The 13,036-nt window shown below is 44.2% G+C and carries 12 protein-coding genes; 4 read left to right on the top strand and 8 right to left on the bottom strand.

Annotation, left to right across the window (positions count from 1 at the left end; all coding sequences use genetic code 11):
- Nucleotides 1-60 precede the first annotated feature (60 nt).
- From AC2A4J_RS09210 to AC2A4J_RS09185, 6 genes are all read right to left on the bottom strand, one after another.
- Nucleotides 61-1,191, bottom strand: coding sequence for an FAD-dependent oxidoreductase (locus AC2A4J_RS09210; protein WP_484175774.1), 1,131 nt, complete (start codon nt 1,189-1,191; stop codon nt 61-63).
- A 35-nt stretch (nt 1,192-1,226) separates the two neighbouring features.
- Complete coding sequence (locus tag AC2A4J_RS09205; RefSeq protein WP_484175773.1) at nt 1,227-1,601, bottom strand: Rieske (2Fe-2S) protein; 375 nt, start codon at nt 1,599-1,601, stop codon at nt 1,227-1,229.
- Between the two features lie 43 nt (nt 1,602-1,644).
- Nucleotides 1,645-2,799, bottom strand: a complete 1,155-nt coding sequence (locus tag AC2A4J_RS09200; protein ID WP_484175772.1) for an MFS transporter — start codon at nt 2,797-2,799, stop codon at nt 1,645-1,647.
- 245 nt (nt 2,800-3,044) lie between these two features.
- Entirely contained in the window at nt 3,045-3,998 is a 954-nt protein-coding gene (locus tag AC2A4J_RS09195) for a VOC family protein (RefSeq protein WP_484175771.1), read from the bottom strand.
- A 21-nt stretch (nt 3,999-4,019) separates the two neighbouring features.
- Nucleotides 4,020-5,177 carry an alpha/beta hydrolase family protein gene (locus tag AC2A4J_RS09190; protein WP_484175770.1) on the bottom strand — a complete coding sequence of 386 codons (1,158 nt, stop codon included), beginning with the start codon at nt 5,175-5,177 and terminating at the stop codon, nt 4,020-4,022.
- A gap of 144 nt (nt 5,178-5,321) precedes the next feature.
- Nucleotides 5,322-5,471 (bottom strand): hypothetical protein, encoded by a 150-nt coding sequence (locus tag AC2A4J_RS09185; protein ID WP_484175769.1) that lies wholly within the window; start codon nt 5,469-5,471, stop codon nt 5,322-5,324.
- Nucleotides 5,472-5,684: 213 nt separating this feature from the next.
- Here AC2A4J_RS09185 and AC2A4J_RS09180 point away from each other — a divergent pair, with 213 nt between their 5' ends.
- The gene (locus AC2A4J_RS09180) at nt 5,685-6,599 is read left to right on the top strand and encodes a LysR family transcriptional regulator (protein WP_110571614.1); all 915 of its coding nucleotides are present in this window, start codon (nt 5,685-5,687) and stop codon (nt 6,597-6,599) included.
- A 226-nt stretch (nt 6,600-6,825) separates the two neighbouring features.
- The gene (fdhA, locus tag AC2A4J_RS09175) at nt 6,826-8,019 is read left to right on the top strand and encodes a formaldehyde dehydrogenase, glutathione-independent (protein WP_484175768.1); all 1,194 of its coding nucleotides are present in this window, start codon (nt 6,826-6,828) and stop codon (nt 8,017-8,019) included.
- A 106-nt stretch (nt 8,020-8,125) separates the two neighbouring features.
- Here the strand turns inward: fdhA and AC2A4J_RS09170 are convergent, their stop codons facing one another.
- Entirely contained in the window at nt 8,126-9,682 is a 1,557-nt protein-coding gene (locus AC2A4J_RS09170) for an NAD(P)H-hydrate dehydratase (RefSeq protein ID WP_484175767.1), read from the bottom strand.
- Nucleotides 9,683-9,718: 36 nt separating this feature from the next.
- Nucleotides 9,719-10,651, bottom strand: a complete 933-nt coding sequence (locus tag AC2A4J_RS09165; RefSeq protein WP_484175766.1) for a 2-hydroxyacid dehydrogenase — start codon at nt 10,649-10,651, stop codon at nt 9,719-9,721.
- Between the two features lie 264 nt (nt 10,652-10,915).
- Between AC2A4J_RS09165 and AC2A4J_RS09160 the strand changes: the two genes are divergently transcribed.
- Both AC2A4J_RS09160 and AC2A4J_RS09155 read left to right on the top strand, forming a co-directional pair.
- Nucleotides 10,916-12,298 (top strand): aminotransferase class III-fold pyridoxal phosphate-dependent enzyme, encoded by a 1,383-nt coding sequence (locus tag AC2A4J_RS09160; protein WP_484175765.1) that lies wholly within the window; start codon nt 10,916-10,918, stop codon nt 12,296-12,298.
- A gap of 122 nt (nt 12,299-12,420) precedes the next feature.
- Nucleotides 12,421-12,915: an Lrp/AsnC family transcriptional regulator gene (locus tag AC2A4J_RS09155; protein ID WP_484175764.1), complete on the top strand. Its 495-nt coding sequence runs from the start codon at nt 12,421-12,423 to the stop codon at nt 12,913-12,915.
- Nucleotides 12,916-13,036 lie beyond the last annotated feature (121 nt).

The raw sequence follows: 13,036 nt of genomic DNA, 5'->3' as shown, positions 1-13,036 counted from the left end.
GAAAGCAGCGCTCAGAAATCACCCTCACGCTGCTCAAAGGGGGGAATTAACTAAAATGACTTAAATAGGTTGGCTCAATGCCATCAATGATTGCCCCATAATTTTAGAATGTTCAGCTTTGTCACCACCATTGATTTCGATATCACATAAGCGAGCTGAATTTTCAACAACCATTCGACAACGATCCCAGCGACGCTCATGAAAATGTTCTAATGCTTCTTCAACAGAGTTGTTCGCGGCTAACTCGTCAGCCAATACAATACCGCTCTCAATACCAATACCTGCACCAGATGCAAGATGTGGTGTGGTTGCGGCAACCGTATCACCTATCATCACTAAACGACCTTTATTCCAAGGAGTTTTCACCAACAAATTAGCAAGCGGACGATAATCGATATTCGCTTCTTCTTTTAAAGCATGAGGAATCAAGGCTTTTACAATTGGATTAGGGAAGTTTTCCATCAAGCCTGCAAATACTTTAGGCCAAGTGGCTTTATCAATGTGCTCTTTGGTTGGACGATCTTCAGTAATAAACATGTACATATGGGTTTCTGAGACAGGATTGACTCCCAATTTCAGATGACTGCCCATCCACATAGTTACACGATTAATCTCCGCTGGACGAGGCATAATGGCACGCCAAACACCTTGGCCAATGTATTCTGGTTCAGGAACTTCAGGAAAAAACTCTTTACGCAATGTAGAATGAACGCCGTCAGCACCCACTACCAAATCGTAGTCTTTCGTCGTGCCGTCGGTGAAAGCCACACTTGCGCAGGTTTCTGATTGCTTAATTTCCGTATAAGTACAACCCAAACGAACGTTCACTCCAGAATCAATCGTTGCATTCGACATGATTCTTGCCAATGTCGGACGAAAAATACCGCCACTGCCGCCAACCTTTGAACCCACAGGGCTTGGCGTGGGTAATTCCATAACTAGAGGACCATGAGCCAAATGAATGGCGACACCATCGGTCACACAGCCTTGTTCAACCACTTGTTCGTACAAACCAAGGCTCTCTAATGCGCGCATAGACGCACCATTAATGGTGATACCGGCACCTAGTTCACACCATTCAGGGTCAATCTCTACCAAATCCACCTCAATACCATTGCGGCGCATTTTAATGGCGGCCGCCATACCAGAGAAACCACCGCCGACAACCAACACTTTATTTACAGCAGCCATAAAACTACTCCTTCTTATTTTTTTATTACTAATAATTAGCGGATATCCGTTAATAAAATAGAGACTTTTCCCGCTTGATTTACATAAACAGGAACCGGTTTTAAGCTCTTGCCAAGACAAGGACCTTGGACACATAAGCCTGTATTTGGCTCAAATAACGCCCCATGCGCATGGCAACTAATAAAGGTGTGCTGAGAATTCATGTAAGCGTTTTTTCGCCACGCCATTGCCGCACCATCAACATGAGGACAAGCATTACGCCAACCAAACAATTGCCCTTCTTGTTTAACAATAAAGAACAAATCACTTCCCGATTCATCGCTTAAAAAACCTTTCGACGCCCCCTCTTCGATATCATCAATGTGGCAAAGGTACATATTTTCATTCAGCTTTTTATTTAGTTCGGCCATATTGTGTTATCCATCTTTAAATCAATAGAATCGATTAGCCTACTCATGACACAGATTCAGCCTTAGCAATCAAAGCACGAGTTCGGAAAACATTGATAAAACAAAATAGGGAAATCAAGCCGAAGACTAACGCCGCAATACCAATGCCGTGGTAGCCAAAAAATTTCACTATCGTCCCACCAAGGACAGGACCGATCGCTGCACCAATCATCAACATCGCAGGCGTTGCTGCCATGGCTCGGCCAGAGGTATCTAAGCGAGCCAATAAGCCAAACACAAAGGTATGAGTAAAAATCATCAAGGAAACAAAGCAGGACGCTGATACCGCATACAAGATGAAGCCACTGCTGTTCATCATGATATTTGATAAGACAATTTGTAGAACAGGACCAGCAAACAAGACAAACTTAGTGGAAAAACGTTTTTGAAAAATACCCGCCAGCGCCGCTGCAACAATATTAATCAAAGCAAGAGCGACCAAAACCAAGGTAATAGAATCGGGATCAAAACCGCGCTCGTTACCAACACGCTCCATAAAGCTGAAGGCCATGGCTTGAGTGACTGCCATTAAACTGATGCCTACGATCCCGAACCAAACACTGGACGGAATGACTTCTTTGGCTTTTACGCCTTCATCCTTATCCAATACGACGGAGGGAAAGGCCAACGCACACACCACAGCTGCGATGGTCATAATGCCGCCAAAAATAAGAAACAAGGCTTCACCACCCGCCGCTTTGGTTATGTTTGGTGTGGCACCCATAAACACAAAACCTAATATGCCTAAGGTAAAACCAGCAATCGCAAACAAACGATGAGGGTTTTCACCACGAGCGAAAGTTCCATGAGCCATGCTCAGCGCGGCACTCGCACTTAAACCGGCAACAAGATGCAATAGCGCCAATTGAAAATATTCTGAAGTTTGAGACGCCGCAAAGAAGCATAAGCCTGAGATCAAAAAGCCAACGCTTGCCACTAACCGACGATTGACCTTTTTAAAGCGAGGGGCAATTAAAACACTGGCACACACAGCACCACACAAGAACAAGGTCACTAGACCGCCAGCTTGCTGAGTATCAAAATGATACGTCGCTACCAAAATACCAATCCATAAAGGCAATGCGACAAGATCCAACATCCCAGCACAATGGGAAACCATTAATGCAATATTACCTTTAACACCAAAACGTTGGCTCATTTTACACCTCCAACGAAAGATGCTAGTTCTCGTCGATTCGCTAGGATGCAAATCCCTTTTACTAAATAAATTTTCAACATATTTTTGCACCATCCACTTTGCTTATTTTTATATCGTGGGAGCGGCTTAAACCGCTTTGTTAGCAACACTTTAGGGTGCTAGTTATCTTCTGCAAACACCCCAAAATGCGCTTTTTTTTAGCATTCAAGAACACTTGGCTGCCATGATTTTAGACAGCAAAGATTCTATTCATAATCACCGTTTTCAGTCGTATCTTTGCCCGGAGACCATTTATTTCTGTATCGCAGTAAGAAAGCCTGTGATGCATCTGCTCCCATTGGAGAAACGCGAGGCTCCCAATTTTTATCATGCAAATCCATGTCTGCATCCATTTCGATATGGCAAGCAAAAGGACTATTAAAATACCAAAACCAATTTGATCCTAAGATATGACGACCAGGCCCCCAAAAGGCTTGATAGCCTTTTTCAATAAAGCGAGAACCGTTTTGCATCACTTCTGTTGGTCCACCAAAATGGAAAGTGAAATGCTCAACACCTTGCATAAATGGTGGCGCACCAATAAGGAAATGAGTGTGGTGATCAAGTGTTCCTGCTGGTTGTAGAAATGGACCCACGCCTTCAAATCGATCGGTACAGCGAAAGCCCAAACGCTCCACATAAAACGCCTCAGCCTTCACAGGGTCCGGCACAAAATACACAATATGAGACAAGGTACGTGGGCGAATCTTCTCAGCGTCAACATCTACTGCTCTGTGATTAACTGGTCGCTGGAAAGGCGACCCTGGAACGTTAGAAATCTCTCCTGCAAGATTGATCGTCTTGCGTTTTGTTACTTGGAAACCAATAACAAAACCAGAGTCATCCGTAGATTCGATTGAACCATCTGCTAAGGTTTTGACCTCACGGTCTTTGCTTAATTCTTCAGTAATCGCTTGAATAGTCTCGGCATCGGCAACCCCCATAACCGTTTTACGCATCATACAACCATTACCGATACTGGCTGGAAGGCTGTCATCTGACGCATGCGCCAAAACAACCGCAGTGCCATCCAACGCTTCAAAACGTCCACCTGTTTCCGTTACGTCCTCTGGGAACAAGCCGTAATCCGTTAAAAATGTTGAACAAGCAGCAATGTCTTCAACGCCAAAAACAATGGTTTCTAAACCTATTATTTTCATTATTATTCTCCCTAAAAAGGCTTAGGCCGTATGACCATGAAGTGTTTCTGCAACCCAGTCGGCGATATACGCCCCCGCATTGGCAGAATTATCAAAACTCGAATGCTGAACACCACCTTCACGTTCAGTAAAAATTTTCAATTCGCGATTCGGACTGTTGACCAATTGCTCATACGTACGGTGCGCCCATTTCAATGGAATTTGTGAGTCTTTTTCACCGTGAGTGACAAGGAATGGCACCTTGATACGATCCAGTACACCATCTAAATGAACCTTCTCAGCGATCTCCATAAACTCATCCATGTCTTTGGCACCCCAAACCCAGCGAACGTGCTCCCAATAATGAGGGACAGGAAAACTGCCTTCTTTTTCTAAACGACGTTTTTGTACATCTCGCCAGTCATGGTTCGCCCCCCAGACCACACCACAAGCAAACCTTGGCTCGAATGCAACCGCACGAGGACAGTAATAGCCACCTAGTGACACACCTTCCATACCAATTCGTTTTGCATCAATTTCTTCGCGATTTTCTAACCAATCTACAACTCGGCTAGCCCAATGTTCGCTGTCATAACGAGCCGTAAAACCTTGTAGACGAATCGCCTCACCTGTACCTGGTTGATCAACGATCAAAGACGACACACCACGTTGCGCTAACCAGCGGGGCAATCCAACGCGGTATTTCATTTCTTTTGTGGAGTCCAAGCCATTCACTTGTACAAGCACTGGCGCTTTACCTTGCACACCTTCAGCTCGTACATATAAAGCAGAAAGGTGCTTGCCTTCATATGGAATCTCAACGCGTTCACAATTTTCATTAGCCAATTTCAGCCCAAGGTTAAACACCTCTAAAAAACGTTGATATAACGCCATACGTCCTTCTGAACCGTGACCCTGAAGACGTTCTGCTGTTGAGTAATAGGTTGCTGCGCGACCGTATTTGTCGCCGGCAGAGATCAGGCGGCCACGTGCCTCATCTTCTTTTGCTAGCTCACACAATTTGTCCGCCATGCGCTCCCAGCTTTCACGGAAAGCTTTAGAGCCAGCCGCATCTTTCGCTTTTGCTGCTTCTTGCAGTGGTGCACACATTTCTTCAATTTCACCAATCCGTGCGCCCATTTCTAGCGCAAGATTGATAGAAAGATCCCATGGATAATTGGTAGGGAAATAACGAAACATAAGTTCTCCAAATTGTTCTATATAAGCCAGCCGGCTAAGGTTTATTGTTTAAATAATCTTTGTAAAAACAGATATCTAAGGACAAAAATTCACGAGGTCGTCATCAACGCTCTGCTGCAAAAAAATTAACGAAGGGCTGTTTAACTAAATCAGGCAATCACAAATTTCGGGGGATAAAGCGTCAAGAGAAGCAGCCATGTGAAACCGAAACACTTTGAATCGTATTGGGAGATTCATGCCGATAGATTGAAAAGCATCGACATTTTGATACTGGATGGAATGAAGTGCAGACATTGATTTTTCCTCATTTAGTTTATTTTTATCCTGAGAACAGAAACAATGTAAATGAGTGCAACCTTTCAGAAAAACCCTTTAAACTAAATCAACCATTCGATATCATCGAACAATCAATTAAGACCTGTTCACAAAATTGTGCGCATCACTCAGGCTAACAAAGCGGCTAATATGAGGGTCTAAAACAATAAAAATAATTTAAAGGGGTAACTCATGCGTTTTAAGAAACTGGATTTAAATTTATTAGTTGCGCTGGATACATTGTTGATAGAGCAAAGCATTACTAGAGGAGCGGAAAAGCTCAATATGAGCCCATCAGCTCTTAGTAATTCCTTGTCACGTTTACGAGAATATTTTCAGGATGATTTGTTAACCCAGATTGGACGTAAAATGGTCATTACGCCGTTGGGAGAAAATTTAAAGGTTCAAGTTCGTAATGCTTTAAATAACATTGAAAGCACAATCTTGGTTCAGCCCAGCTTCAATGCCCAAGCTACAGACCGTATTTTTAGTTTCTTTTGCTCGGACTACACTCAAACCGTACTTGTCCCTCATGCCTTAGAAATTGTCGGTAAAGAAAAAAGCAGCGCACGCTTTCAGTTTTTAGCACAAGTCGATAACCCACACGCTCAACTCGAACAAGGCAAAGCCGACTTACTTATTATCCCGTCTGATTTCATGTCTACAGAACATCCGAGTGAAGTCCTTTATGAGGAGGAGTTTGTCTGTGTCGTTTGGGCTCATAGCCAGATTGCACAAGGTGAATTAAGCATAGAAAAGTACGCAGAAGCGGGTCATGTTTTGATGCGCCCTGCAGGCATTAAAAAAGATTTCTTTGAGACGATTTTCGCGCAAAAATATGGCATAAAACGACGTCTGATCGCGACAACATTCAGTTTTGCATCTCTACCAGCCTTGGTAATTGGATCAGAAAATATTGCCACCATACATGCAAGACTGGCCAAAAAAATGGCTAAAGTATGGCCACTGAAAATTCTACCTCTGCCCTTTGCTGTTCCTCCAATGCAACAGTGCATGCAATGGCATCAATATCGTAACAACGATGAAGGCTTGATTTGGCTTAGAAACACATTAAAACAAGCCGCGATCAACATGGATAATGAATGATTTTTAAACATCCCCCACTTTCTATGGCAGCTGCAAGGATGCTTGATGTGTTAATTGATACTTATGCACGAGATCTTGTTCATATCGGGAACAAAATAAGGAAGTGTGCGTTTACGTCGTTTTCAGCATGTTTTTATGTCGCTCTAAGGGCTACTCTTTATTTTCACTGGTGACAGAATAGCCAGTCGTGCGCACAACAAAAACAACAGAAAAAAAGGATGTCGATATGAGTAATCATGCAAACCGCGGTGTTATTTATCAAGGTAACGGCACTGTCGAAGTAGAAGCAATCCCCTTCCCTGAACTTTCTATTGGCAAGCGCCGATGTGATCATGGCGTTATTCTAAAAGTGGTTACCACTAACATTTGTGGTAGTGACCAACACATGGTTCGAGGTCGAACAACTGCAGAGAAAGGCCTAGTTCTTGGCCATGAAATCACCGGTGAAGTTATCGAATGTGGTCGCGATGTTGAATTCATCAAAGTCGGCGACTTAGTTTCTGTTCCTTTCAACATTGCTTGTGGTCGTTGCCGCAACTGTAAAGAAGGTAAAACAGGCATTTGTTTGAACGTAAACCCAGCTCGCCCAGGTGCAGCATACGGTTACGTAGATATGGGCGGCTGGGTTGGCGGACAAGCTGACTACGTTATGGTGCCATACGCAGACTTTAACCTGCTAAAATTCCCTGATAGAGACCAGGCATTGGAAAAGATCCAAGGCCTAACCTTACTATCTGACATCCTTCCTACTGGTTACCATGGCTGTATTACAGCTGGTGTAGGCCCAGGCTCTACTGTTTATATTGCTGGCGCAGGCCCTGTTGGTCTAGCCGCTGCGGCATCCGCTCACTTACTTGGTGCAGCTTGTGTCATCGTCGGTGACATGGTGGAAGATCGTCTTAACCAAGCACGTTCTTTCGGCTGTGAAACAATCGACCTTACTGAAGAAGGCGATATCCAAGACAAAATCGAAGCAATTCTTGGTGATCGTGAAGTCGATGCATTTGTGGATTGTGTAGGCTTTGAAGCACACGCTTGTGGTTGTAACCACAAACAAGAATCTCCTGCAGTCGTTTTGAACTCTGCAATGCAAATGACACGTGCTGGTGGACAGATTGGTATTCCTGGTTTGTATGTAACAGAAGATCCAGGTGCCACTGACGAAGCGGCAAAACTAGGCAGCCTAAGCATGCGCTTCGGTCTAGGTTGGGCTAAGTCTCACTCGTTCCATACTGGCCAGTGCCCTGTTATGAAGTACCATCGCCAACTAATGCAAGCTATCTTGTTTGATAAGATCGACATTGCTAAAGCGGTTAACGTACAAATGATTTCACTTGACCAAGCACCACAAGGTTATGCTGATTTCGATGGCGGCGCAGCGAAGAAATTCGTTATCGACCCTCACAAAATGGTAAGCTAATTCAGCTACCAATTTAGAACGCTAGATTAAAAAAGGCCTTGTCCCGCAAACGTTTAAATAACGAGAGCAGAACAAGGCCTTTTTTGTTTTATCTAAAAAATTATGTTTAATCGCTGAAGTGTTGCCCCTTAAAAGCCGCCAGCACTTTAGGAAGGTGATCCGGTAAGTCTTCTGCAATCAATCCAGCACCAACTTCATTGCCCACTTCACTATGTAACCAAACAGCAGCCGCAGCGGCGTCAAATGGCAACATGCCTTGAGCAAGTAATCCGACAATAAAGCCCGCCAACACATCCCCAGAGCCACCGGTTGCAAGATACGCAGGCGCGTTTGAGTTGATAATCGCTCGGCCATCAGGCGATGCAATGACGGTGTCTGCTCCTTTCAATACCACCACTGCACCACTTAATTTGGCGGCAAGTCGAGTTCGCGTTAATTTGTCAGCCACGCATTGTTCATTAATATCAGGGCTTTTATTAATATCAGCGCTTTCATTAAGAGTAGGAAACAGACGCGCGAACTCTCCTTCATGGGGCGTCATTACACAAGGCCCATTAATCGCATCAAAAAGCGTTTTTGGATCATCTGCAAATGCACTGAGGGCATCAGCATCCAACACGGTAAGACGATTAGTCGCCAGCGCTGCCAGAACAATTTTGCGTGTACGTATTCTTTCAAACCCAGCCAAGCCAGCACCGGGCCCAACAACAATGGCATTGTGACGCGGATCGAGTAATAACTCTTCAAAGTCTTCCGCTTCTTGACTCTGCTCTAACTTAGTCACCATCACGCTGGTCATCGCTGTGGCATATATTGCCCACACTTTAATTGGCACGGCCAGCGTAACTAGACCCGCACCCATTCTCATAGCAGCACGAGCCGTTAGACGACTCGCTCCTGTCATATTTTCACCGCCAAACACAACAGCGTGTCCACGATGAAATTTGTGTCCATCTAAGCGAGGCCAAGGGTATTCTCGACACCAAAGCTCAGGGCTATTTTCCCAAGTTTGCATATTCAATTCGTCCAACACAGAAACAGGAATTCCAATATCAGCAACAACAAGCTTGCCGCACAAACCACGACCTGGAAACAATAAATGGCCCGGTTTTTTACGAAAAAAAGTCACCGTTAATTCAGCAGAAGCAACCTTGCCAAGCGCCGCGCCGGTTGTGCCATCCACACCACTAGGAACATCAATCGCACACACAGGAATTTTACGCTCGATGATGCCATCGACCATATCACGGGCTTTGCCTTCTAAAAAACGTGTCAAACCCGCACCAAACATAGCGTCGATAACCAAATCAGTTTGCTCTAATAAATCAACAGAATACGCTTCAACCTCGCCTTGCCAAGCATAGTAAAAATGCGCAGCTTCTGGCGATAATTTTTCAACAGAACCTATAAACGCCAGACGCACTGGCCAGCCAACAGACCGCAAAAGTTGAGCGACAACAAAACCATCACCGCCATTATTACCCGGCCCACAAAGCACCAAGACAGAACACCTAGACCAGCGATAGAGCACAGCATCAGCAACCGCCTTTCCTGCCTCCGCCATCAGTTCCATAGCAGGAACACCAGCCTGAACCGCCGCTTTATCGGCCTCTCCCATTTCAGTTGCGGTTAGAAGGAATTGAGTACTTGATGTCTGTAACATACGCTACCTTATCTTGTTTTAAATTGTTTCTAATCATCAATACCCTAGCGCTGGATCAATCTGATTATTAAGAACTTGACCCGCCGCGAGCTTTCTAGCGTTACTCGCTAATTGATGAATAATTTCAGGCTTTGATGCATCAGAAGCCACATGTGGCGTAATAAATACCCCTTTGGTTGTCCATAAAGGGTCATCGGCAGGAAGCGGTTCAACATTAAAAACATCCAATAAAGCCCCCCGTAAATGACCACTATTAAGTGCTTGGATCAAGTCATCTGCAACTAAATGACCACCTCGCCCACAATTCATTAAATAGGCGCCTTGAGGTAATTGATTCATCAGATCCGCATTCAGGATCTCATTAGTATGAGCATTTAACGGCAACATGTTCACCAGAATATCTGACTGACTGACTAGCTCCTTCACCCCTTCAGAGCCATGAAAACATTGCACATCCACTAACGTTTTTTCCGTTCGCGACCAGCCTGATACACAATACCCAAATGCGGCCAATTGAGTGGCGACATACCCACCTAATTCACCTAACCCTAAAATACCAACTCGCATTTCTTCTCTTTTACGAATTGGGTACCTTTGCCAGTTTTGCGAATCTTGCTCAACAGCTGCTTTGTCGAAGTTACGCTGTACGTTTAATATGCCCCACAGAATATATTCAAACATCCCCACTTTCTGACCATCATCTACCACTCGACAAATTGGCACTTCGGCAGAAAGTAAGTCCGTACCAAGATGATCAACACCGGCCGCTACTGAATGAATTAACTCAATATTTGGATACTGTGTCAGTAAATCCTGCTGCGGTGCCCAACACGCTGCTAACCGAGCTTTTTCTGCACCAATATCACCGGGCAAAAACGCCTCTATGTCAGGGTAAAGCTCGCGGCAAAGATTAATTAATTTGTTGGAATACGCAGGGGAATTGGTGACAAATAAAATAGCGGCCGTCATGAATCTCTCTCTTTGTAATGTACATATTAAAAACTGTCATTTTTGACTTAATAGCGATAACTCCAACAAGATATCCTTCAAACAGTCTCTTTAAAAGGGATGTTGTTCGATAAAACGTTCAAAAACAACAAACCAAATAATATTCCGAATCTGCTTCGAATACATTACATCTGCCTTGTTGCGACTATTCGACTCAACAGAATACACCGCCTTTTTGAGACTACCATAAGAGTTACTTTTTTAACGATAAATGGCGGAGCTATCATGCATGACGATTCTTTAGTATCTCTAGATAAACAACATCTTCTACATCCAGTTACAAACTATCGTGTTCACGAACAACGCGGTGCCACGATATTGAAATCAGGCAAAGGGGCTTATTTAACCGACATGTCGGGAAAAGTACTTTTAGATGCTTTTTCGGGGCTTTGGTGCGTCAACGTAGGTTACGGTCAAGACAGCATTGTACAAGCAGCCGAAGCACAAATGCGTTTGCTACCTTATGCTACAGGCTATTTTCATTTTGGTTCTGAGCCCGCTATAAAATTGGCGGCAAAACTGGTCGAAATCACACCCAGCTCGTTACAACACGTGTTTTTTACATTAGGCGGTTCCGATGCTGTCGATTCCGCGATTCGCTTTATTGTTAATTATTTCAACTCCATTGGAAAACACGATAAAAAACACTTTATCAGTATTGAACGTGGCTACCATGGCTCGTCATCTCAAGGGGCTGGATTAACCGCATTACCGGCTTTTCATCGTCACTTTGACTTACCTCAGCCGAATCAGCACAGAATCCCCTGTCCTTACGCGTATAGAAGCGAAGAAAAGCTTTCTGATGAAGATATTATTAGCAATTCCGTTGCCGCTCTAACAGAGAAAGTTAACTCGCTTGGAGTGGATAATGTGGCCGCTTTTTTCTGCGAACCCGTCATTGGTTCAGGCGGCGTCATTGTACCTCCTAAAGGCTGGTTAAAAGCCATGCAAAACTGCTGCAATGAGCTGGGAGTCTTATTCGTTGTCGATGAGGTCATCACTGGATTTGGCAGAACAGGCCCTATGTTTGCCAGCCTAGCAGAAGACGTCACGCCTGACTTAATGACGATGGCAAAAGGTCTCACTGCTGGTTATGCGCCAATGGGAGCCGTCATGATGAATGATACTATTTATCAAGGCATTGCCGATGGTTGCGGTCCGGACGCGCCAGTAGGTCATGGCTACACCTATTCAGCTCATCCCGTCAGTGCCGCCATTGCGCTGGAAGTCATTCGTTTATACGAAGACGGCGGTTTGCTTAAAAATGGTCAAACACTTGCACCCTATTTTGAACAAGGTCTAGCGGCTCTAACAAGCCACCCTCTCGTGGGTGAAGCTCGTAGCCGAGGTTTACTGGGTGCACTCGAATTGGTTGCAGATAAAGAGCACAAAACACGTTTTAATGCTGAATTGAAATTGCCTGAACGTATTTCTGAATGTGCCTATAAACACGGCTTAATCTTCCGAGCCTTTGGCGACAACATTCTTGGCTTTGCTCCCGCCCTATGCTATACAAAAGAAGACTTTAACCTTTTGTTTGAGCGTTTGAAGAGCACCCTTGATGAAGTCTTGGAACAACCTGAAGTGCGCCTTGCTTTGACTAAGTAAACCCAACCTAAATTAAGCTTTTTTCTGGTAAGCGAACATTGCGACTCATCAATAGGTGACGTATCGCAATGTTTGCTGTTAGTATCAAGGGAACATAACTGCTTAGAATTACAGGAGATTTTATGAACGGTGCGCCGAAACTGGATCGACTTGACATTCGTATCTTAAGCCATCTACAGCGCAACGGTCGTATTTCCAATGTTAACTTAGCTGACGCTGTTGGCCTCTCCCCTAGCCCTTGCCTAACTCGGGTTAAACGCCTCGAAAAATCGGGATTCATCATAGATTATGGCGCTCACATCCAGTTAGAAAAACTCGGAACTATTCAGCGTGTTTTCACACAAATCACACTAAAAGATCATAGACCTGATCATTTTGCACAGTTTGAAGCCTATATTCGTAAGGTTGACGAAGTGCAAGAATGCCACCTCGTTAGTGGAGGATTTGACTACCAATTAACTTTTCTAACTCGCAATGTCGTCCATTATCAAGAAGTGATGGAAGCCCTTTTAGACCAGAATATTTTTATTGATAAATATTTCAGTTACATCGTTATAAAGTCTCCCATCGTTAAGAAGTTTTACCCTATTGATAAATTATTTTCTGCTGATGAATAGCAACAGAAAAGCCTGTCCAAAACAGGTAACAGCATAAGCTTCTGAATCCCCCCTCTAAAAACATGTAATCCTGCGATTTGGTATCGACATAACGCACGTTATCGCGTCTCTTTCTCGCTAA

This window comes from Marinomonas sp. ATLA20 (genome assembly GCF_057180105.1).
This window is presented reverse-complemented; position numbering and strand designations above follow the sequence as displayed.

Excerpts from the sequence above, each read along its gene's own strand:
- AC2A4J_RS09190 (WP_484175770.1), bottom strand. The coding sequence starts at position 5,177 with ATGTTTCGTTATTTCCCTACCAATTATCCATGGGATCTTTCTATCAAT.
- AC2A4J_RS09210 (WP_484175774.1), bottom strand. The coding sequence starts at position 1,191 with ATGGCTGCTGTAAATAAAGTGTTGGTTGTCGGCGGTGGTTTCTCTGGT.
- AC2A4J_RS09185 (WP_484175769.1), bottom strand. The coding sequence starts at position 5,471 with ATGTCTGCACTTCATTCCATCCAGTATCAAAATGTCGATGCTTTTCAA.
- AC2A4J_RS09180 (WP_110571614.1), top strand. The coding sequence starts at position 5,685 with ATGCGTTTTAAGAAACTGGATTTAAATTTATTAGTTGCGCTGGATACA.
- AC2A4J_RS09170 (WP_484175767.1), bottom strand. The coding sequence starts at position 9,682 with ATGTTACAGACATCAAGTACTCAATTCCTTCTAACCGCAACTGAAATG.
- AC2A4J_RS09205 (WP_484175773.1), bottom strand. The coding sequence starts at position 1,601 with ATGGCCGAACTAAATAAAAAGCTGAATGAAAATATGTACCTTTGCCAC.
- AC2A4J_RS09200 (WP_484175772.1), bottom strand. The coding sequence starts at position 2,799 with ATGAGCCAACGTTTTGGTGTTAAAGGTAATATTGCATTAATGGTTTCC.
- fdhA (WP_484175768.1), top strand. The coding sequence starts at position 6,826 with ATGAGTAATCATGCAAACCGCGGTGTTATTTATCAAGGTAACGGCACT.
- AC2A4J_RS09155 (WP_484175764.1), top strand. The coding sequence starts at position 12,421 with ATGAACGGTGCGCCGAAACTGGATCGACTTGACATTCGTATCTTAAGC.
- AC2A4J_RS09195 (WP_484175771.1), bottom strand. The coding sequence starts at position 3,998 with ATGAAAATAATAGGTTTAGAAACCATTGTTTTTGGCGTTGAAGACATT.
- AC2A4J_RS09160 (WP_484175765.1), top strand. The coding sequence starts at position 10,916 with ATGCATGACGATTCTTTAGTATCTCTAGATAAACAACATCTTCTACAT.
- AC2A4J_RS09165 (WP_484175766.1), bottom strand. The coding sequence starts at position 10,651 with ATGACGGCCGCTATTTTATTTGTCACCAATTCCCCTGCGTATTCCAAC.